Consider the following 20,409-nt stretch of genomic DNA (forward strand, 5'->3'; position numbering starts at 1 on the left):
CTCCCGGGACGAATTCACCAGGGGACGATCATGGGGTAGGGTGAGAAACGATAGCGCTCCAGGCAACTGGACGACTACGCGGATGTAGTTTAATGGTAGAACATGAGCTTCCCAAGCTTATAGCGCGGGTTCGATTCCCGTCATCCGCTCTTCTACGAAGCCCCAGGTCAGCGACCTGGGGCTTCGTTGTTGTCTAGACCTTCCTACCCCTCCCGTGCCAGATCCGTGCCAGAAGCTGAACCGGAAGCCTTGGCCCGCAAGGTCTGCACCCTGGCGTCGATCCCGGCGGCAACCTCGGCGGAAGGTGGAGGCCGCGCTGACTGCGGCTGAGGTCGAAGCGTGGCGGTGGCCGGTTCGCCGACCCCGGGGGCGGTGGAGGCCCTTCACGCTGCTCGTGCGTCGGGGCGGGCCGTTGCGGTGGTGAGCAACAACTCCGCCGAATGCATTGGGCCCTTCCTGGAGGAGCACGAGTTGGAGGGGTACGTCGAGAAGGTCGTCGCGCCAACAAGCCCCACAAGGCCGACCTGTTCGACCGATCATTTGCGGGTCTGGCCACGCATCACGTCGAGCACATCGCCCGGCGACAGCCTGTCACGGTACAAAAGCGCCCAGGCAACGGCGCCGACCACGGCAACGATCTGGGTGGACGCTGCGGCCGAAAGTTCCGTCAAGCCCGCTGTGATGGCAGCGCCAGTCATGGCCACGCCGAGGATGACCAATCGCACCCATTCCCTGTCAACCGCAGGCTCTACGCCTTCGACATCCGCGCGATCGAGCAAGGCCAGCGTGTTGCCGCTCGCATACCGTTCAGCAATCGTCACCAGCACACGCGCCATTTCCTCGAAGACTTGGCCCGTGTTGTCGTCGATGTTCTGCCGCGCCTCTAGCCGCCGGATTACCCCCACGACCTCGGCCGCGTGCTTCCGGTAGTCCCGCCGAAGCGCACCGCGTACCGGATCGTGCCTAACCTTCCATGCCGACCACACGACCCTCTCAGCCCCGGCAAGGTCCACGCGAGGAACATAAAGGGTGCTACGAGTTTGCGTAACCGTCTGGTAGTAGCGCCGCGCCGAGCCCACACGGGCAAGACAGTCAATCAAGACCGCAACCGGCCGGGTACGACTGGCCACCCCCGGGCGCAGACTCAACAGCGACCGCAGCCACCACCCACGGGGAAGGGGGTCAACGAAGCCTGGGTCGCGCCTATGGCCGTCCCGCGCTGGACCAGGGCGCCGACCGAGAAAGCTCATCCCGGCCCTCAGTGCAAGGAGTAGCACGAGGGCGAGAACAATTCCGGATATCGCGGTAACCACCTCGCCAACCCGGCCTTCCGGAGCTGCGAGGGCTGGAAGATACTGAGCGGCTTTCCCCCAGATCGCCTCCGCGAACGCCCGGAAGCTCGCCACTACCGTTACGACGACTCCCGGCGCCTCGCCGGTGTCGGCGACCCGCCGAGCTGGCCCCCACAAGCCGCCGCTAGGCGCCCACCACGGAACGGGAGCATGCTCACTCTCCGCCCACGTACGGGACGCCCATCTGGTGGCGGAATCGACAAGTCTCCCGAGGTTGAGCAACACCAGCAGTAGGATGTACGCCTTGACGATGTATGCGGCGGCGGCCAACGGGGCGGCCTGATGCCATGAGCGCAGAACTGTGCGCACTTGCCGACTGGCGGGGAACAGGCTGCCGGCATCCCGGCCGAAACCCCGCCGCGCCCAGACCAGATGCTGCGCAGCGCGGCGCCTGCTCCGACGGAGGTAGGCGCCGCCCAGGGTCTGCCTGTACACGCGCAGGCACACACCAAGCAGGAGATGTCCGACGCCTTCGGCAATAGCGGCTATCCGCTCAAGGATCCGCCGAAGCCGCAGTACATCGCGAGGATCCACCTGCATCGATATCGCCCAGATGAACACGCCCAGCAGCAAGGGCCAGAGGACCACTCCCAACACGGTCAAGACCGCATCGATGACCGCTACCAGGGCTGACCACAGAAGTTCGAGCACTCTGGCAGTCTCGCCGACGGCACTGACAGCCTGGACCCGGACGACAAAACCGCTTACGCTCCGCCGCCCCGCATCTTCGACTCAAAGTCGATCGACGCAACCACTTGCAGCTACAGCCGGTCGGCCGCGGCGTGCCATAACGTGCCAGTAGAGGCGGTGCACAGCGGTCAACAGGGCGTCGACCCAAGGCAGCCTCGATGAGGTTCCTAGCTCGCGTCTCCGCAGGTCAAAGGCCAAATTCATGGTCAAGTGCCGGGTGATTCCCAAGCTTACAGCGCGGGTTCGACTCCCGTCATCCGCTTCATGACAAAGGCCCAGGTCAATGACCTGGGGCTTGTTTGTTGTCTAGACCTCTCTACCCATCCCGTGCCAGATCCGTGCCAGAAGCGGAACCTGAAGCCTTGGCCCGCAGCGCCCGCACCCTGGTCGCGATCCCCGCGGCAACCTCTTTCTGCCGCTCAAGGTTGGAGTGCTGATAGATCATGGCCGCCTTCTCCGAGGACTGGCCAGCCCGCACCATCGTGTCCTTGAGTCCGGACGAGGTCTCGGCCGAGCTGACGGCCATTTCGGCGGGGCCCCTGCCACAGTCCCTGTCCTACCTCGTCGCCAACGCGACACGCCAGCACGGCCGGGTACACATCGCCCCCACCGCGTGCGTCATCCACGGCGACGAGCCGGCGCTCTTGGCCGAACTCGCCGCCCACCGAGGGCTCTTCCCACTCAGGCTGCGGCGGCTCGCGCCGACGGCGCTCGTCAGCGCCGCCGCGCCCGACCAGACACTTGCCGCGCTGTGCAACGAGGGCTACGCCCCGTCGCGGAAGACGCCGACGGAACCGTACGCATCGAGAGGGTCCCACCTCGGCGGGCCGCCGCTGTTCCGACGCGACGGACGGCCTCGGCAAAGCCGACACTGGGCGGCGTCGCACCGGACGGCAGAGGCATCGGCGACTCTCGACGCACACACTTCGGCAGCCCGGCTACTGAACGTCCCGCTAACCGCTCCCGAGCCCAACCCGTTCGGGACGGACACCGAGGAGATCGTCGCTGGGTACGACCCGCCCTACGCCGAAGCCTGGTGCCACCTGCGTAGCGCCGAGCGGGTCTTCACACTGTCCCGCATAGGTCAGGCCACGCACAGGTCAGCGCTGCAGTCCGAGAATCAGACGGACCGAGTCCTCCACCCGGTGCAGTTCGCCCGGAGCAAGCAGCCCCAGCTTCCTTCGCAACCGGGACTTGGCCACGGTGTGAAGGTCTGCGCAGTTCACGTACGACTCGTCGTACTTCGTCAGTCCGGAGTCAGGGCCGATCGGAACATGCGTGACCTGCGGACCGGATGTGCCAGTGATCAGCGCGACAGTCACCGAGGCGAGAGGCTCGGCGATCCGATTGACTGTGAGGACGACGACGGGGTGCGGTCCCACTGGTTGCGGCAGTGCGCAAACCCACACCTCGCCGCGGAACGCCGTGCCTGGACTCACCACTGCATCTCGTCCGCTGCCGCAAGCTCGTCGTCATCCGGCTCGACCACACCCTCGGGCAGAGGCGCACCCCGCTCCTTATAGAAGGCTCGGATCTCTTCGGCTGCCCCCAGCTCGGACGCTTCCCGCGCGAGGAGCCTCAGTCCTTCGCGAAGAGCATCCGAAGTCGAGTTGAGGTTCAGCGTCCGCATCACCTCTTGAAGCGCCTGCATCTCATCGCCACGGAGCCGGACCTGCGCCAGCCGACTGGGCCCGAGCACAGCCGCCGCCGCGTTTCGCTTCACCGCCGTGGCCGCAGCCTTCTTGGCTGCCCTCTTCTTGTGACTTGCTGTGGTCTCCACGCCTCCTCCAGCCTGTCGTACAAATGTCATACACCCAGTGTGGGGGTGAGTGACCAGACCAGTCAAGACGAGCGCGCAGGCAAGGCCGAGAGCCGCCACGAACGGGACCTGCAGAACCAGAATCCCGGACGACCGCACCTGGTCCACATCACTCCGCCGCCGTCGGAGCGGCCCCTGCCGAGCGCCGCCAGCAACACGCCTTATAGCACGCCGTCAAACATTGTTCACTCGATGGGGCCGAATCCCAGGAAAAATCTATAAAACCTAGTCGCCGAGCCCCACCATTTTCCGCAGGACCGACCTGATGGCGCGAAGGGAATGCCATGCACGATGTCTTTACGCTCGTAAATGAGCGCGTTCTGCTCGATTGTGGCGGGCAACCCATCTGCGCACATGCAGGAAACGTCCAAACCTGCATCATTAAACGCCACCCTACATATCAGAAGTTGCGCAAGGAATCCCGCCTTGGGCGATCTAAATCCGTAGCCAGCTTGCGCATCTGGGAGTCAGTGGGAACTTTGGCGCGAGAAGGCGGCGGACAGGAACGAGAAAAATGGCTGACCATCCTAGTAGATCTACTGACTCCATATTTCATGGGATGGTCAAAAGACTTGGCACGACAGTGGCACTACGACGTCTCTGACGTTAGGTCCGCGATGATGGAAGGCGTCCTGGAAGCATGGTTTTCCTTGGCAGGCGCCACACCGACCAAGGATCTCTTGGACGCGATGATGAATCGCGCGTTCAGCAACGCCCGGAACCTAGTGGGAGCAGGGAACTCGGAAACGTGCACAGAGGATTCGGAGTACTTGATTCCCGATGCGGCACACGAAGAAGAGTCCACACTGCGCGCGTCGTCAATCATTGACGCCGGAACGGTACGGGATCCGGATGCCGACGAGAGAATTCGCGGCGAACGCATTGGAGCCGTACTACAGCGCATGGGGGCCATGGATAGAGCCAATGCGTTTCACGAGAAAATCCGAACTGACCGTCGCGACGAGGGGGACGTTCCATCAATTACCCCGGAGCAGGTAGGGCGATCCTGGGTGGATGGGAAAAATCTTTACTATCGAATTTCCGATCTCTTGCCACAACATGTCGGATTCAGCGAAGCAGCGGGCATTGTCGGGCTTTCGGAATCACAAGCGTCAAGGATGGCCCGGAAGGGTTCCCTCCCATTCAGCGTGCTCTGGGTCGGCAACCGTCGAGCCGTTTCGGTCAAGTCCCTTATGCGCATCTTGGGCATCCAGGACTCGATCGTGCATCCTGATGATGTAGAGAATGGCGCCTCCCATGTCCGCCAACGCTAGAAACCCGGCTCTCCCTCGAACAACTGGAGCGGATACCAGGATTGACCCCGTGCAGCAGCGGAGCAGCGGAGTCTCACCTGACGGCCCACGGTCACTCGACAGCGATCGTGGTGGCCATGCACGGCCTGGTCGGCATGCGGGAGCGACGATGATGTACGGCGCGGCCCACGTCTCGGAGGGGGCTTCGCGGGATCCGCAGGACGGCACAAGGAGGACGCGACGCGCGTACCGGTCGTCGACGACCAGGTGCTGCTGCGGGGCTCCTCCCGGGTCCTCCTCGAGAACGAGCCCGGTCTCACCACCGTCGGCAAGGCCGGCGACGGGGGCGGAGGCCGTGGAGATGACCCTCCTGCACCGGCCGGACGTAGCGCTGATGGACGGCCGGATACCCGTCTTGGACGGCATCGAGGCGCCCCGGCGGATCTGCGACTCCCCGGAGACCGCCGGGGCACGGGTCCTGACCACCTTCGACCTCGACCAGTACGTCTACGCGGTCCTACGGGCTGGCGCCGGCGGGGCTTTCTCCTCAAGGACGCCCTGTCGGCGGGCGCGCTGTCCGCGATCCGAGTCATCGCCACGGGCGACTCTCTGCTGCCTCCCTCGGTGAACCGCCGCCTCATCGAGGAGTTCACTCGCCGCCCGGAGCCGTCCAAGGGCCGTGACCCGGGCGGCCCGACCTCGTCGACCACAGGCGTGACGGAGTCGGAGCGCGAGGTACTGGAGCCGATCGCGAGGGGCTGTCCAACGACGAGATCACGGCGCGCCCGCACCTGAGCATGGGCACGGTGGAACCCACATCAGCCGCCTGCTTGCCAAGCTCTCGGCCCGGGGCCGAGCCCAGTTGGTGATCGCAGCGTACGAATCGGAAGTCGTATCGGCCTCCGACGGCGCGCCGGGAGCACCTTGAGACGGCCCGTGCCCTATCCGTGCCCTTCGAAGCGGTGAAGAGCGGTCAACAGAGGTACGGGCGGACCCTCGAAAAGGGTTCTTTGACAGGCTGTTTCTACAGGTCAGACGCTACATGTGCGCCGTACGCGCCGTGGATTCCCAAGCTTATAGCGCGGGTTCGATTCCCGTCATCCGCTCTTCTACGAAGCCCCAGGTCAGCGACCTGGGGCTTCGTCGTTACAACAACAACCTCGCCGAAGCCAGCGGTAGCCCGAAGGCCGACATGTTCCCTGAAGGAACAGGACGTATCCGCCGATGTCACCGGGGCCAACGCGACTCAGCGTTGGCCCCGGTGGCATGTCCGCATGGTCGTACGGCTAGACCCCGACTCCGGCCCCGAGCGTGCCGGCGCCGATGGCGCCTCGCAGGACGCGGGCGATCTCCTCAGGCTTGAGGTCGATGCCGTCCAGCCCCTCCACGGTCAGCGGGATCTCCTCCAGCGCGTATTCACCGCTTCCCTCGGCGCTGAACTCGGGGCCGGTCCGGTCCTCGAAGGACCACGTCGCGATGCGGGCGAGGTAGAAGAGCTGACGCTCATCGTCGGACTCCACCATGTGCAGGAGGCGGACGATGTCGGCCTTCCCGGCGATCTCCTCATGGACCTCCCGGTGGAGAGCGGCCTCCCGGGACTCGTCACTCTCCTCGACCCCGCCGCCGGGTAGCACCCAGTACACGGGGATTCCGGGCTTGGTGCGGCGGATGACCAGCATCGTTTCGTCGGCGGTGACGAGAACGGCTCGGACTCGTTCGATCATTTCGCGCTGTCTCCTTGCTCGTTGACGTCTCAGTGCAGCAGCCAGCCGGCGCGACGTGGACGGATTGCCCAGTGATGAGCGAGGCAGAGGGGTCCGCGAGGAACGCGACCAGGGCCGCGACGTCTTTGGGGCGTCCGCGTCGCGGGACGCACTGGCGGTTGATCTGGTCTTCCGGGCGGGCCCCGGTGGTGGGCGGGGATGGAGGTTTCGGCTTCCGCCTCGATGGCGCCGGGCAGGACGGTGTTGACGCGGATGCCGTACGGGCCGAGCTCACGGGCCAGGGAAGGGGTCAGGCCCAGGAGGCCCGTCTTGGAGGTGCTGTAGGCGACGAGGTTGGTGCGGCCGGCGCGGGCGTTGACGCTGCCGATGTTCACGATCCGGCCCCAGCGGCGTTCGATCATGCCGGGGGTCAGGGCGTGGCAGGTGCGGTAGTGGGCTGCCGTGCATGTCTCCGCGCCCAGCGTGGACTGCATCCACGGCTTCCTCATGGACAAGTTCACCGAACGCCGCGAAGTCGTCGGATTCCGCACGTCCGTGATCTACCAGCACACCCACAGCCAGGTGCTCTCACCCCTCACGTCCTGACCCGCCAGGCGCGCGGGCGTCTTCCGCACGACCGCACCTAGCTCGCGAGCGCCTTGAACAGGTCGCGGATCTCGCCCTCGTCCGCGATCACCGGCAGGGTGTCGAAGGAGAGCTCCCACTCGCCCTTCGGGCCGATGCGCTCGACGATCCCGAAGGGGATGTCGGTGCCCTTGGGGTCGGTGCCGTCGGGGGCGGTCATCGTGCCGTGCCACTCGACGTAGGTGGTGGTGCGGCCGAAGGCGACCTGGCCCGCCTTGAACTTGACGTCGGCGTTCTCGAACAGCCTTTGCAGGTAAGCGGTCTTGCCCTCCTGGGTGGTCAGCGACCGGTCCAGGCCGGGCCCGGCCAGCTTGGCGTTGCCGGTACGGGCGGCCAGCGCGGCGGCGTCCCCGCTGTTCCAGGCGGCGAGGCGGGCGGGGATCTCCTGGGCGTGGAACCGGTCGGGGGCCGCTCCGCGCGGGCCGGGGCCGGCCGGGTCGGCGATGCCGGCGAAGAGGGGGCGGGGCCGCTGGGACTCGGGCAAGACCTGGACCAGCTCGTAGCGGTCGTAGTAGCGGCGGGCCTGGATGGTCTTGCCGTCATCGCCGAGGACGTTGCGGGCGATCTGCGGGTAGCTGACCTTGTGGCCCTTGAGGGTGACCGTGTTCTGCTGGCCGAACATCATCACGGCGCCGTCGGCGACCACGTTCGTACCGCGGTAGCGGAGGTCCGGCACAAGGCGGAGCGAGTTGCCGATCGAGGCACCGATCACTTCGTGGCCGCGCTGGGGCTTGCCGCCGGCCTCCCAGAGGCTGGCCTCCTCGTCGAAGATGTCCAGGTAGGTCTGGAGGCTGGGGGCCTCGCCGAAGAGGATCTGCCGCTTCATGAAGGCGCAGGCGTTCGGGGTGATCCGCCCTTCGAGCCGGTCCACCTTCTCGCGGACCTCGGCGCACTCGCCGCCCTCGGCGGTGGCGGTGGCCGGAGCGGCATCGAGGGTGAGGCCTGCGAGGAGAGTGGCCGCCGCGAGCACTCCGGTGCACGTGTACCGCCGCATGTTCATGTCGTTCCCCGTTCGTGGTCGCTTGATCGCTTGATCTCTTGATCGTTTCGATGGATCAAGCTTCTGCGAGGGCGCCGGAGAACACGATTACCTCAGGGATAACGAGGGGCAGTTGACAGTGCGGGGGCGACCCTTCAACCCGCTCCCCCTTCATCGGCGTGAGCCCCCATGCGGTCCTGGACGACAGCACGATGGCGCTATCGGGACCGGCAGGACTTCCTCACCCACCTCGGGGAGGTGTCCGGGACGGAATTCGACCCGGCGGATCACGTCCTGCACTTCGTCAACGGCGAGGACGACGACCTCATCGTCTGGCGCATTCCTGCTCATCGAGGTCCCTAGGTCGTCTCTCCTGCGGCCCGTTCGGCAGCGCGGAGCTGGGAGGCGAACTCCTTCGCGGTGAGCCGCTGCAGGGTTCCGCCGTGCCGACGGGCGAGGTCGTCGGCCGGCTGCGGATCGGACTCGCGCAGGTCGACGATGAGCAGCGCCGCCCCGTCCTCGACCCGGCTGCTCAACATGATCATGCCGGCGCCGCCCTCCTGCGCCCAGCCCTCTTCCGCCGCGTTGCCCAGGGCCACCCCGGCGGCCGCGCCGATGAAGACACCGATGGGGCCGCCCAGCAGGCCGAGGAGACCGCCGGCCAAACCCGCACCCGCCGTGGTCACGCCCGCCCCGGCGACGTGGCTCTCCGGCACGTCGAGGAGCCCTTCGGGTGACCGCTCCAGGACGGCGGCCTGCTGCAGACCCGGAAGACCGACCGCCTCCTCGTACGCCGGCCGGGCGGCCGGGGCGCTCGCGAAGGTGATCAGCAGCATGTGGTGGTGGCTGTCGGCCATGTCGGATGCCTTCCGCGGCTTCGATGGTGCCCGGTCGAGGGTGGAGGTCGAGGCGGAGGTGCGCCCGTCCTGGCTCCGCGCGGAGCGTGCGCACCCTCGACCAGTGGACCCCTCTCCGGCGCGTCCTGCCACCGAGGCGCCGGCGCCTACGGCCGCCGCCGGGTCATCCGGTGCCGAACTGCCGGAATGGCGACCCGTACGTATCGGCCGTACGGGTGACACGCGGCAGGCTCGATGGCGGAGACCCTTCAGAAGGCGCCGAGCGCGTCGCGGGTGTTGCCGCGGTACAGGCCGACCTTCGGGGTGGCGACGGTGCCCGGCTTGGTCAGCTTGAGGCTGACGCCGTCCGCGTTCGGCATGTGCTCCTTGTCGGCCAGGACGTTGACCTCGTCGGCCACGGGGCCCTTGCCGCCCGACGGGTTGAGGTCCACCGCCGCGTACGCGGTCGCGCCGGGACGCACCGGGTACGCCGGGGCGCCGCCCAGGCCACCGGGGGCGGTGGCCTGGAGACCGAGCGCGGCGCCCTTGGCGCTGAAGCCGACGGTGGGGAAGTAGTCCAGACCGCAGGAGGTGGACCCGTTGTTGGTCACGGTGATGACGCGGACGGTGGCCGGAGTGCCCGCCGGAGAAGTGACCTTGACGGTCAGGTTCCGCGCCGAGCAGGGGTGGGTGTAGGCGTAGGAGTCGCCGGTGGTGTCCCCCTTGGCGGCCTTCGCCGGGGTGGCGGTGGCCTTGCCCGTTCCGGTGACCTTGGCGGCGCCGGCTGACGGGGCGGCGGAGGCGCCTTCGCCGGACGGCGTCACGGTCCCGGTCGAGACCTGCTGGTCCGCGCTCTTGCTCGCGGCGGGGTTCGTGGTCGGGCCGCCGGCGCTGTCCGAGCCGCCGCAGGCGGTCAGGGCCAGAGCGAGGCCGGCGGTGGCGGTGGCCAGGGCGGTGGTGCGGAGGTGGAGTCGGTGGGTACGCATGGGGAACTCTCCGTGTGGGTGCGGTCGTCAGGCGGAGGCTTAGGGTTTCCGTCTGACGAGGTGGTGGGTTTGGCCGGTGTTCCGGTCGGCTGCTGCCGAGGGCGGTCGGGTGAGGCGGGTGGGGCCCTCACGTTGCGACCGCCGTATCCGGCCGCCGATCCGATCGGTGGACCGGCGGGCTGATGTCGCAACTGTGGGGGCGGTTTCGTTCCAGTGGCGTCCGGACCGGGATAGTAGGAACCCTGGAACGCTCCCGACCCCTCTCACCTGGGCGATCGGGCGAGCCTGGAACGTGCTTCCGGGATGAGGGGGAGGGTGGAATGGCCACGGAGACGGAGCGGTTCGCGGAGTTGATGCGCGGATTCAAGGAGAGTTCGGGGCGCAGCTACGGCACCCTCGCGAAGCGTCTGCACTCCAGCAACTCGACGCTGCACCGCTATTGCAGCGGCGCGGCGGTGCCCACGGACTACGCCCCGGTGGAGCGGTTCGCCCGGGTCTGCGGTGCCTCGGCCGAGGAACTGGTCGCGCTGCACCAGCAGTGGCTGCTGGCGCTGGTGGAGCGGCGGCGGGGGGCGACGGAGGGGCAGGCCCCGGGGGCGGCGGACCCGGCAGCGGTCGTGGTGGCCGGGGCGGCTTCGAAGGCGCGGCCGCAGGCGGAGACCGACCCCGCGCCGGCCCCGGCGGCAGCAGCAGCCGGGCCCGCTCCGGCGCCCGGACCCGCCGCTGCGGAGGCACCCGCCCCGGTGCCCACCCCCACGGTGCCTACCCCCGCCCCCGCGCCGGCATCGGCGGAGGCACCGGCACCGGACGCCCCCGCCGTCCTCGTCCAGCCGGGCCCCGCCCGGGCCTCCGTACCAAGGGCCCGGCGGCCTCGGCTGCTGCTCGCCGTCGCGGCCGCCGTGGCCACCGCCGCGGTGGCGGGGACCGCCGCCGCCGTCTCCGCCATGGGAGGCACGGGTGACGGGGACACGCGTCACGGCGCCGTCCAGTCGTCCTCGCGCGAGCGGGCGGCCGGGGGCCCGGCCCTGCCGTCCGGCGGGTCGTCGTCACCCACGCCCACGGCCACGGCCGATTCCGCACCTCCGGTCAGCCCCGGAGCGTCGCCCGCTTCGGCACCTTCCGCGTCCACCTCGGCAACGTCCGCGTCCACCTCGCCGGCCGGCGCCAAGGAGGGGTCCTCCTCCACCGCCCCCTTCACGGTCAACGTCCTGCCCGACAACTGGGACAGCCCCTGCGACCAGTGGTTCGCCCTGGACAAGGCGCCCGGCACGGTCCCCCCGCCCCCCGCCCGGCAGGCGACCGAAGGGTGGGCCCGGGCCCTGCGCGCCGTCCCGGCGGGGCACCTGCGCATGCAGCTGACCGTCCAGGGCACCGAGGGCAAGCCCGCGGTCCTGCACGCGCTCTACGTCCATGTCGTGAGCGGCCGCAAGGCTCCCGGCTGGAACGCGTACACGATGGGCTCCGGCTGCGGCGGCGCGCTGGTGCCGGCGTCCTTCGCCGTGGACCTGGACGACGCCTCCCCGAGGGCCAGGCCCGTACCCGGCAAGGAGGGCGAGCGGCCGACGGGCTCGACCGACTTCCCGTACAAGGTCTCCGACACCGACCCGCAGGTGCTGAACATCGACGCCGCCACCCTCGGTCAGGACGTCAGCTGGTACCTGGAGCTGGTCTGGAGCAGTGGCGAGCGCAAGGGCACCACCCGCATCGACGACCACGGCCGCCCGTTCCGGACGGTCGCCCTGAACGCCGGCCACGGCTACTGGTACAACGCGAACGACAACGCCTGGCTGCCGTACACGGAATGAGAGACCCCTCGCACCCTGCCCCCCGCCTCACAACACTGCGCTCGGGGCGAATCAATATCTGTTCCGGCGGTCAGAGAATTTAACGGGCACCGCGAGGAGAGTTTTTACCACGGCGCAGGGGTTGAATTTATTCGGCCCCTGCGTTCCACTGTGGCGTGCTACTGTCGATCTCGGTTGCAGTTTTGGTACCCAAAAAAACTTAAAGCACCTCCGGCCGGCCTCCGCGCCGCATGGCGGGGCTTCATATTTCCGGTCATTTTCCGGGCGGGGCATCATCGCGGCGACACGGTCTCCGCACTGTGCGGACGCCGGTGTACTGCCCCAAGGAGATATGACATGGCTGCTGGCACCGTGAAGTGGTTCAACGCGGCAAAGGGTTTCGGCTTCATCGAGCAGGAAGACGGCGGCCCTGACGTGTTCGCCCACTTCTCGAACATCGCCGCCCAGGGCTTCCGCGAGCTGCTCGAAGGCCAGAAGGTCACCTTCGACATCGCGCCGGGCCAGAAGGGCCCGACGGCGGAGAACATCGTTCCCGCCTGACGCCGACTCGCGTTTCGCGTTTCGTAGCTGGGGCCCGCATCCCTCGGGGTGCGGGCCCCAGCTGCACATCTCCCGCGGTGCGTCCACCCGCGGGACCCGGCACGGGATGCCGCAGCCCCGTAGCCACACCCGATTTCTTTTCTCCTTTTTCGCGTCCGTATGACGCGACCGCAACCCTCGTTGCAGCGCCCGCCCCCGTGCATATTCCTCGCGGGCGGATCCGCCTCCGCATTCCATTCGGTCCGTTCTCGCAATTCCCCGCGCCGCTCTTCCGCTGTGGGAATTCCTTGATGCGTGCCGTGTCAAGGAAGGTTTCTCATGAACCCCACACGTAGGAACGAACGCTCGTCCAGTACCCGCGGCCGCACCGGTGGCCCCGCTTTCGGCGCGAGCACCGGTTCGGAGCGGGGCGGCCGATTCGGCGCCCCGGCTCGGAGCCGTTCCGCGGGTCCGAGCCGCTCGGGCGGATCGGGCGGATCGAGCCGCTCGGGCAGCTCGGGCGGCTCGGGCCGACGCCCCGCCGCGCTTCAGGGCGAGTTCGCGCCGCCGAAGACGATCACGCCCGCGTTGGCCGCCGTCGAAGCCTTCGCCGATCTCGACATGCCGGCCGAGCTGCTGGCCGCCCTCGGCGCGCAGGGAGTGACCGTGCCCTTCCCGATCCAGGGCGCCACCCTCCCCAACACCCTCGCGGGCCGTGACGTCCTCGGCCGTGGCCGCACCGGCTCCGGCAAGACCCTGGCCTTCGGCCTCGCCCTGCTGGCCCGCACCGCCGGACAGCGCGCCGAACCGCACCAGCCGCTCGCGCTGATCCTCGTACCGACCCGCGAACTGGCCCAGCAGGTGACGGACGCGCTCACCCCGTACGCCCGCGCGGTGAAGCTCCGCCTGGCCACCGTCGTCGGCGGCATGCCCATCGGCCGCCAGGCCCACGCGCTGCGGGGCGGCGCCGAGGTCGTGGTGGCGACGCCGGGACGGCTGAAGGACCTCATCGACCGCGGCGACTGCCGGCTGAACCAGGTGGCCATCACCGTCCTGGACGAGGCCGACCAGATGGCCGACATGGGCTTCATGCCCCAGGTCACCGCGCTCCTCGACCAGGTGCGCCCCGAGGGCCAGCGGATGCTGTTCTCCGCCACCCTCGACCGCAACGTGGACCTGCTGGTCCGCCGCTACCTGACCGACCCCGTCGTGCACTCCGTCGACCCCTCGCAGGGCGCGGTGACGACCATGGAGCACCACGTCCTGCAGGTCCACGGCGCCGACAAGCAGCGGACGACGACGGAGATCGCCGCCCGCGACGGCCGCGTGATCATGTTCCTCGACACCAAGCACGCCGTGGACCGCCTCACGCAGGACCTCCTCGACAGCGGGGTCCGCGCCGCGGCCCTGCACGGCGGAAAGTCCCAGCCGCAGCGGACCCGCACCCTGGCCCAGTTCAAGACCGGACACGTCACCGTCCTGGTCGCCACGAACGTGGCCGCCCGCGGCATCCACGTCGACAACCTCGACCTCGTCGTCAACGTGGACCCGCCGACCGACCCCAAGGACTACCTGCACCGCGGCGGCCGCACCGCCCGCGCCGGCGAGTCCGGCAGCGTCGTCACCCTGGTCACCCCCAGCCAGCGCCGCGACATGACCCGCCTCATGCAGGCCGCCGGGATCAGCCCGCAGACCACCCAGGTCCGCTCCGGCGACGAGGCCCTCAACCGGATCACCGGCGCACAGGCCCCCTCCGGCATCCCCGTCACCATCACCGCGCCGGTCGTCGAACGCGCCAAGCGCGGTACGGCCTCCCGCGGCAGGCGCCGGCCCGTTTCGGCCGCACGGCGCGCGAGTGTGCGTCAGTCCGCCTTCGACGCGGCGGCCTGACCACCACGTGATCAGAAGACTGACCCATCTCTGCAGGCGGCACGTCGTGACGCTGGTCCGGATGGAGCTCCGCTCCATCACAGCCGACCCGACGCCCCCCGCGGTGCAACTCCTCGCCCTCGCCCGCTGATCGGCCTCATCGCCGCAGAACCGCCCCCCACTCCTTCTTCCTGTGAGGCAACATGCGCTGTGTCATCGCCCGCTTCCCGTTCGAGCTGACCAAGAGCGGCGTCCTGGAATCGATGAAGGACGTCAAGCCGGAGGAGGTCGTCGGCGACTCCGTGATCATCGGTCGCCGCGTCTACCCCGTGAAGCAGGTCGGCCAGGTGCTCACCCGCCAGGACAGGCGCGATTTCAGCATCGGTGAAGTCCTGCGGGCCATGACCCAGCTCGGCTTCACCTGCCGCGGACTCCCCCGGGCCGCCGCGCCCGCGCGCGCCCTCAGTCAGGTCCAGCACGCGTCCGCGATGCTCGGCGCCCCCGCGGCGGTCTGAACGACCCGACCGGTACGAGCCGGCGCCCGGACGGCGAAGAGGGCCCGACCGGCGCGTGCCGGTCGGGCCCTCCCGCGTACGGGCCCTCCCCCGTACGGGGCTTCGTACGTGGCGCCCGGCCAGGGGGCGCAGATCGCCGATTACCTCATCCTCGAACGCCTGAAAATCTATCGTGGCTGGAGTAAACCCATCATGCAGCAGCTCAAGCTCGGCATCATGTCGCAGACCCGCAAAGAGAACGAACACCGTCTGCCGATCCACCCGGCGCACTTCGAACGCATCGATGCCGACCTCCAGCCCCACATCTACCTGCAGACCGGTTACGGCGAGCACTTCGGCGTCTCGGACGCTCAACTCGCCCCGTGGGTCGCCGGTTTCCGCTCGCGCGAGGAACTCATCGCGGAGTGCGACGTCATCCTGCTGGCCAAACCGCTGCACGAAGACCTGGAGGACCTGCGGGACGGGCAGGTGCTGTGGGGGTGGCCGCACTGCGTGCAGGACGAGAAGGTCACGCAGGCCGCCATCGACCGCAAGCTCACGGTGATCGCCTTCGAGGCGATGAACCACTGGACCCGGGACGGGGGATTCAGCCTCCACGTCTTCCACAAGAACAACGAGCTGGCCGGATACTCGTCGGTCCTGCACGCGATGCAGCTGACCGGAGCGACCGGTGACTACGGGCGCCGGCGGCGTGCGGTGGTGATCGGCTTCGGCGCCACCGCCCGCGGCGCGGTAACGGCGCTCAGCGCGCTGGGCGTTCACGACGTGGATGTGCTGACCGCCCGCGGCATCGCCGCCGTCAGCTCACCGATCCACTCGGCACGGATCGTGCACTTCGATCACGACGAGGCCGACGACACCCTCGACCCTCGGCGCAGCATCGTGGTCACCGAGGACGGCCCGGAGCCGCTGGCCGACTTCCTCGCCGGGCACGACATCATCGTCAACTGCGTGCTCCAGGACACCGCGGCGCCGTTGATGTTCCTGATAGAGGAGGACCTGCCGAAGCTCGCGCCCGGCACCCTCGTCATCGACGTCTCCTGCGACGAGGGCATGGGTTTCGCCTGGGCTCGGGCCACCACCTTCGACGCGCCGATGTTCACCGTCGGCGACCAGGTCCACTACTACGCCGTGGACCACAGCCCCTCCTACCTGTGGGACGCCGCCACCTGGGAGAACAGCGAGGCGCTGATTCCGTTCCTGCGGTCGGTCCTCGACGGGCCGGCCGGCTGGGACGGCGACCACACCATTCGCCGGGCGATCGAGATCCGCGGCGGCACCGTCCAGAATCCGGCGGTCCTGGCCTTTCAGCAGCGCGCCGCGCAGTACCCGCACGCACTGATCTGAACCGATGCCACCTGGTCGGCGGCGCACCCACGCAGGGTCACCGCAGGCCAGGGGCGATCGATTACCTCTTCGCCGGCCGAACGAAAATCTATCGCGGCTGGAGTAGACATTGGGCCGTGGCGTGGTTATGGTTTTTCTCGTAGCCCAGAGAGACAGCAAGGCCCGGCAGAAACGAACTGCCGGGCAGTGGTACCAGCAGTACGAGCTATCGCAGTGCAGCAGTGCGGTGCGGTTGTGGAGTGTCGAAGCCAGAGCGGTTGCAGGACGGCGACGGGACTGACGACCGGACCGGGCGGCCCGCAGTGATCAGGGGCCGCCGGGAGTGCGCAGTACCCAGCAGTGCAGTCAGTGAGAGCAGCACCTCGGTGAAGGCGTCGGCTGCGGACGCGCGCACCGGGAAGTTCGGCAGTGGGGTTCCAAGCCAGAGCAGACGCACGATGGGCGACGGGGCTGGCTGCCGAAGAGGAGTGGCGCTGCCACAGGCCACCCGGCATCACCAGCGGTACGCATCACCAGCAGTGCAGTAATGAGCAGTTGATCACCGAGGGAAGAACGGAGGAGCCGAGCACCATCAGGATCGCCCGGGCAGCAGCCTGAGCCCGGGTACCGCAGGACATCGATAGCGAGGTGGTCTCCGGTCAAGCAATCGCGATCCCCGCACCCCCGGCAGCATCTCGGCCGGGTCGGCGGAATCACAGGGTCGGCGCAGTATCAGGGCCGACAGATGGTGTAGTAGTTCCTTCGGGGCCCTGGTGCCATAGGCGCCAGGGCCCCTCCACGCGTTCCACGAGAGAGGTTCAATGACAGCAGACGACTCGTTCGGCCGTCTCGACGACGACGACTACCCCGCCTACACCATGGGCCGGGCCGCGGACATGCTCGGCACCACGCAGGGATTCCTCCGGGCGCTCGGCGAAGCCCGCCTCATCACCCCGCTCCGCTCCGCCGGCGGACACCGCCGCTACTCCCGGTACCAGCTGCGCATCGCTGCCCGAGCCCGCGAACTCGTCGACCAGGGCACCCCCATCGAGTCGGCCTGCCGCATCGTCATCCTCGAGGACCAGCTCGAAGAAGCCCAGCGCATCAATGCCGCGTACCGCCGCGCCGCGGAAGCGTCCACACCGTCGGACTCGGCCTGAGGCGAACGCGCCCGTCCAGGACGGTGGCTCCCCGACCGGAGCACCCCGAGCCTTGCGGAGTGGGATGGCGTTCGTCCTAAGATCGCACTCTGCCGATACGGGGGGACACCATGGCCGGGGATTCTGCGGGCGGCGCGGACGGGCAAGTGGGTACGCGGTTGAACGGCATCCCGCCGGAGCCTTCGGGGCCGGGCGGCGGGAAACCGGACTTCGCTTCGACGCCGGCGGAGAAGAAGGCGGCGGCCGGCACCATCGAGAACGAGCTGGAGCCCGACACGAAGAAGGCCGCGGAGCACGCGGACGACTCCACCGGCTCCGCGCACAAGGGCTTCGCCGGCTGGGAGACCGCCGCGGGCCTGAAGACGGTCGCGGACACGTGGGACCAGCAGGTGAGAGCCCTGATGGGCCGGCTGGCAGCCGAGAAGAACGCGCTGCGCGGCGCCTCGGGGCTCTTCGTGCGCAATGACACCGGCGTGGGCAACCAGCTGCTGTCCCAGTCCAAACTGAACCATCTGTAGGGGCTGCGGTGCTGACCTACCACGAAGTCATGACCACGGACCTGGGCCTGCTGACGACGGCCGCCTCCCGGTGGGAGGCCATGGCGGCCGAGTTGAACAAGGTCGAGATCCGCTACGGCGACACCGTACAGAAGATCACCGTGGGCCCGGACTGGACCGGTGTGAGCGCCGGGGCCGCGCAGACCAAGTTCGCGGCCACCCGGTACGAGTACGCCGCGGCCCAGAGCCAGGCCAAGGCGATCGCGAGCCTGCTGCGGGACGCCCACGAGCTGTTCACCGATCTGAAGCAGAAGCTCGAGAGCGCCCGCGACGACGCGATAGCCGCCGGCATGACCGTGTCCGAGCAGGGGCGCATCGGCTTCGACTATTCCAAGCTCACCCCCGCCGAACGCAGCGCGTACCACCACGATCCCGACGGCCAGACCCTCATCCGCGAAGCCGTCGCCACGTGGCAGCAGCACATCGACGACCGCGTGAAGGCCGTCTCCGAGGCCGACCAGAGCGTCAAGACCGCCTTGAGCGCCGCCGTCGTGGACAGCAACAAGGACGCCTTCGGCAAGGGGAACGACGCCACCTTCAACGGGTTCAACGCCCACCCCGAGGGGGACCTGTCGAAGGCCGGGGCCCCCAAGGCGGACGAGGTCCCGACGAAGACCGACGGATGGACGTCCGAGGGCTCTGCCTCGGCGAAGGGGCCCGGGGCCGAGTTCAAGGTCACCGGCCCCAAGTACGGCAAGGAGGGCTCGGTCAAGGCCGCCGCCGACCTCTTCCACCTCAACGCCCAGGGGTCGACGGCCAACGGGGACTGGAAGCTCTCCGGGGTCGCCGACGCCTACGGAGGCGCCCGGGCCAGCGCGAACTTCGGTTTCACCGACGCGGGCCTGAACGCCAAGGCCGAGGCGTCCGCGGGACTCCGCGGGCTCGCCGAGGGGCGGGCCGAGTACGGGCCCTACGCCGGCGTCTACGGGCGGGCCGAGGGCTTCGCCGGCGCGGAGGCGAGCGCCGGCATCAAGGCGGGCAAGGACGGCGTCGTCGGCAGCGCGAAGGCGTTCGCCGGGGCGAAGGCGTCCGTCGCCGGAGGCGCCGAGGTCGCCGGCATCGGTTTCGGCGCCACGGCCGAGGGATGGGCCGGTCCCGGTGCGGAGGCCAAATGGGGCTGGGAGAAGAACGACGAAGGCGTGTACAAGATCGGCGGCAAGGTGGGGCTCTCCCCCGCCCTGGGCGGATCCGTGGGCATGGAGTTCACGGTCGACCCGGACAAGGTGGCCGAGAGCGTCGGCGACGCGGCCGACGCGGTGGGTGACGTGGTCGGGGACGGGGTAGACGCGCTCGGCGATGCCGCCGGTTCGGTCAAGGACACCGTCGGCGGCTGGTTCTGATGTACTTCCCCGCGTAAGGAGGGCCCACCATGCCCATGGCACTGCCGGTACCGATCGAGTTCCGCCTACCGGAAGGCTGGCTCCCGGCCGCGCCCCCGGAGGGCGTTGACGTCCCCGGGGTGGCCTTCGCCGCGGTGCGTCCCGACCCGGACGGCGGGTTCACCGCCAACATCACCATCGCCGGCGAGGTCCCGAAGGATTCGGTGACCCTGGCCGAACTCGCCGACGCGTCGGCGCAGCGCCTGCGCGAGTCCGTCGACCCGGTCGTGGTGGCCGGGCGCCGCGAGGTCGGGAACGCGCAGGCGCCCGCCCTGACCCAGCGGCTGATCTTCTCGGCCGTCGTCGGCAACGTGCGGCACGATCTCGTCCAGTCGCAGGTGTTCCTGACCTTCGCGGACGTCCACGACCCGCGCAGGCGGGCGGTGATCCGGCTGGCCCTGACCGCCACGGCGGCCCAGCACGACGAGGTCCTGGGGGACTTCCAGGAGTTCGTGCGCACGGTCCGCCCGGACACCGTGACGGGGGCATAGCGATGGGCCTCCTGGACCAGTACTTCGGCACCCGGCGCCCCGACGAGGGTGTCCCGCCGCGCACGCCTCTGGAGGTCCGGTCGGCGCTCCTGGCGCTCAACGGGCCGGGCGTCCCCTTCGCCGTGCGCAACGGGACCCCGAAGGAGGGCGACCTGGTGGCCGAGTGCCGGCTCCCGCACCTGCGCGTGCGGCTCTGGACCCGTATGCGGCTGGACCCGGCGAAGCGCGAGGTACGGGCCATGGACGAGCAGTGGGAGGTCTCGCTGAGCGAGCACGTCCTCGGGCAGCGCTCCCGCGGGCCGGCGAACGCGGTGTACCGGGTGTGGGGGAAGGAGACGGGGCCCGACGGGCGCGAGCACAGGGTCGAGACCTTCCGCTTCGAGACCCGGGAGATGAAGGACCCCCTGCGCCGGGCGGTCCTCGACGCGGGCTGGACCTGGCGCGGAGTGCTGTTCCGGCTCTGACCGTCCTTGACGGTCTCTGACCGGCTCTGACGGTCTCTGGCTGTCTCTGACGGTCTCTGGC

Annotated in this window: 21 protein-coding genes, 1 tRNA gene and 3 pseudogenes; 16 read left to right on the plus strand and 9 right to left on the minus strand. The window is 68.9% G+C overall.

The annotated features are described in order from the left end of the window. The first annotated feature begins 78 nt into the window (after positions 1 to 78). Positions 79 to 149: transfer RNA gene (locus OG730_RS19795), tRNA-Gly, on the plus strand. A 387-nt stretch (positions 150 to 536) separates the two neighbouring features. Here OG730_RS19795 and OG730_RS19800 read toward each other — a convergent pair. Next, complete coding sequence (locus OG730_RS19800; protein WP_327305474.1) at positions 537 to 1,013, minus strand: hypothetical protein; 477 nt, start codon at positions 1,011 to 1,013, stop codon at positions 537 to 539. Positions 1,014 to 1,811: 798 nt separating this feature from the next. Between OG730_RS19800 and OG730_RS19805 the strand changes: the two genes are divergently transcribed. After that, positions 1,812 to 1,985, plus strand: coding sequence for a hypothetical protein (locus OG730_RS19805; RefSeq protein WP_327305475.1), 174 nt, complete (start codon positions 1,812 to 1,814; stop codon positions 1,983 to 1,985). A gap of 373 nt (positions 1,986 to 2,358) precedes the next feature. Here OG730_RS19805 and OG730_RS19810 read toward each other — a convergent pair. Then, positions 2,359 to 2,547 (minus strand): annotated as a pseudogene (locus tag OG730_RS19810) (tyrosine-type recombinase/integrase); the annotation flags it as partial. Between OG730_RS19810 and OG730_RS19815 the strand changes: the two are divergent. Further along, a pseudogene (locus tag OG730_RS19815) lies at positions 2,486 to 2,683 on the plus strand (helicase-associated domain-containing protein); the annotation flags it as partial. The pseudogenes OG730_RS19810 and OG730_RS19815 sit on opposite strands and share 62 nt — an antisense overlap. A 459-nt stretch (positions 2,684 to 3,142) precedes the next feature. Here OG730_RS19815 and OG730_RS19820 read toward each other — a convergent pair. Together OG730_RS19820 and OG730_RS19825 are read right to left on the minus strand one after the other, a co-directional pair. Next, positions 3,143 to 3,481 carry a type II toxin-antitoxin system PemK/MazF family toxin gene (locus OG730_RS19820; protein WP_327305476.1) on the minus strand — a complete coding sequence of 113 codons (339 nt, stop codon included), beginning with the start codon at positions 3,479 to 3,481 and terminating at the stop codon, positions 3,143 to 3,145. Further along, entirely contained in the window at positions 3,478 to 3,822 is a 345-nt protein-coding gene (locus tag OG730_RS19825) for a hypothetical protein (RefSeq protein WP_327305477.1), read from the minus strand. The genes OG730_RS19820 and OG730_RS19825 overlap by 4 nt, the downstream gene beginning before the upstream one ends. A gap of 323 nt (positions 3,823 to 4,145) precedes the next feature. Between OG730_RS19825 and OG730_RS19830 the strand changes: the two genes are divergently transcribed. Beyond that, on the plus strand, positions 4,146 to 5,135 hold the full coding sequence (locus OG730_RS19830) for a hypothetical protein (protein ID WP_327305478.1): 990 nt from the start codon (positions 4,146 to 4,148) through the stop codon (positions 5,133 to 5,135). A gap of 246 nt (positions 5,136 to 5,381) precedes the next feature. Beyond that, a pseudogene (locus tag OG730_RS19835) lies at positions 5,382 to 6,042 on the plus strand (response regulator). 358 nt (positions 6,043 to 6,400) lie between these two features. On the opposite strand, the gene OG730_RS19840 reads toward OG730_RS19835, so the two are convergent. From OG730_RS19840 to OG730_RS19850, 3 genes are all read right to left on the minus strand, one after another. Next, the gene (locus tag OG730_RS19840; RefSeq protein ID WP_327305479.1) at positions 6,401 to 6,838 is read right to left on the minus strand and encodes an NUDIX hydrolase; all 438 of its coding nucleotides are present in this window, start codon (positions 6,836 to 6,838) and stop codon (positions 6,401 to 6,403) included. A 29-nt stretch (positions 6,839 to 6,867) separates the two neighbouring features. After that, the gene (locus OG730_RS19845) at positions 6,868 to 7,311 is read right to left on the minus strand and encodes an SDR family NAD(P)-dependent oxidoreductase (protein WP_327305480.1); all 444 of its coding nucleotides are present in this window, start codon (positions 7,309 to 7,311) and stop codon (positions 6,868 to 6,870) included. A gap of 149 nt (positions 7,312 to 7,460) precedes the next feature. After that, a complete protein-coding gene (locus tag OG730_RS19850) occupies positions 7,461 to 8,462 on the minus strand; it encodes a hypothetical protein (protein ID WP_327305481.1) in 1,002 nt (333 codons plus the stop codon). Between the two features lie 168 nt (positions 8,463 to 8,630). Between OG730_RS19850 and OG730_RS19855 the strand changes: the two genes are divergently transcribed. Further along, entirely contained in the window at positions 8,631 to 8,804 is a 174-nt protein-coding gene (locus tag OG730_RS19855; protein ID WP_327305482.1) for a hypothetical protein, read from the plus strand. Here OG730_RS19855 and OG730_RS19860 read toward each other — a convergent pair. Then, positions 8,801 to 9,298, minus strand: a complete 498-nt coding sequence (locus OG730_RS19860) for a histidine kinase (RefSeq protein WP_327305483.1) — start codon at positions 9,296 to 9,298, stop codon at positions 8,801 to 8,803. The two genes, OG730_RS19855 and OG730_RS19860, sit on opposite strands and share 4 nt — an antisense overlap. Before the next feature lie 248 nt (positions 9,299 to 9,546). Continuing rightward, the gene (locus OG730_RS19865) at positions 9,547 to 10,263 is read right to left on the minus strand and encodes a DUF4232 domain-containing protein (RefSeq protein ID WP_327305484.1); all 717 of its coding nucleotides are present in this window, start codon (positions 10,261 to 10,263) and stop codon (positions 9,547 to 9,549) included. Between the two features lie 320 nt (positions 10,264 to 10,583). On the opposite strand from OG730_RS19865, the gene OG730_RS19870 reads away from it, so the two are divergent. From OG730_RS19870 to OG730_RS19915, 10 genes are all read left to right on the plus strand, one after another. Then, positions 10,584 to 12,068 carry a helix-turn-helix domain-containing protein gene (locus OG730_RS19870; RefSeq protein WP_327305485.1) on the plus strand — a complete coding sequence of 495 codons (1,485 nt, stop codon included), beginning with the start codon at positions 10,584 to 10,586 and terminating at the stop codon, positions 12,066 to 12,068. A 336-nt stretch (positions 12,069 to 12,404) separates the two neighbouring features. After that, positions 12,405 to 12,608, plus strand: a complete 204-nt coding sequence (locus OG730_RS19875; protein ID WP_267034052.1) for a cold-shock protein — start codon at positions 12,405 to 12,407, stop codon at positions 12,606 to 12,608. Positions 12,609 to 12,926: 318 nt separating this feature from the next. Beyond that, positions 12,927 to 14,477 (plus strand): DEAD/DEAH box helicase, encoded by a 1,551-nt coding sequence (locus tag OG730_RS19880; protein ID WP_327305486.1) that lies wholly within the window; start codon positions 12,927 to 12,929, stop codon positions 14,475 to 14,477. Positions 14,478 to 14,659: 182 nt separating this feature from the next. After that, complete coding sequence (locus OG730_RS19885) at positions 14,660 to 14,971, plus strand: SCO5918 family protein (RefSeq protein WP_327305487.1); 312 nt, start codon at positions 14,660 to 14,662, stop codon at positions 14,969 to 14,971. A gap of 192 nt (positions 14,972 to 15,163) precedes the next feature. Next, positions 15,164 to 16,318, plus strand: coding sequence for a N(5)-(carboxyethyl)ornithine synthase (locus OG730_RS19890; protein WP_327305488.1), 1,155 nt, complete (start codon positions 15,164 to 15,166; stop codon positions 16,316 to 16,318). Positions 16,319 to 17,118: 800 nt separating this feature from the next. After that, the gene (locus OG730_RS19895) at positions 17,119 to 17,457 is read left to right on the plus strand and encodes a MerR family transcriptional regulator (RefSeq protein WP_327305489.1); all 339 of its coding nucleotides are present in this window, start codon (positions 17,119 to 17,121) and stop codon (positions 17,455 to 17,457) included. Between the two features lie 110 nt (positions 17,458 to 17,567). Continuing rightward, the gene (locus OG730_RS19900) at positions 17,568 to 17,975 is read left to right on the plus strand and encodes a hypothetical protein (RefSeq protein ID WP_327305490.1); all 408 of its coding nucleotides are present in this window, start codon (positions 17,568 to 17,570) and stop codon (positions 17,973 to 17,975) included. A 29-nt stretch (positions 17,976 to 18,004) separates the two neighbouring features. Then, a complete protein-coding gene (locus tag OG730_RS19905; protein ID WP_327305491.1) occupies positions 18,005 to 19,354 on the plus strand; it encodes a hypothetical protein in 1,350 nt (449 codons plus the stop codon). Positions 19,355 to 19,383: 29 nt separating this feature from the next. Next, the gene (locus OG730_RS19910) at positions 19,384 to 19,884 is read left to right on the plus strand and encodes a hypothetical protein (protein ID WP_327305492.1); all 501 of its coding nucleotides are present in this window, start codon (positions 19,384 to 19,386) and stop codon (positions 19,882 to 19,884) included. Positions 19,885 to 19,886: 2 nt separating this feature from the next. Further along, on the plus strand, positions 19,887 to 20,348 hold the full coding sequence (locus OG730_RS19915; RefSeq protein WP_327305493.1) for a hypothetical protein: 462 nt from the start codon (positions 19,887 to 19,889) through the stop codon (positions 20,346 to 20,348). The last annotated feature ends 61 nt before the right edge of the window (positions 20,349 to 20,409 follow it).

It is taken from the genome of Streptomyces sp. NBC_01298 (assembly GCF_035978755.1).
Classification (GTDB): domain Bacteria; phylum Actinomycetota; class Actinomycetes; order Streptomycetales; family Streptomycetaceae; genus Streptomyces.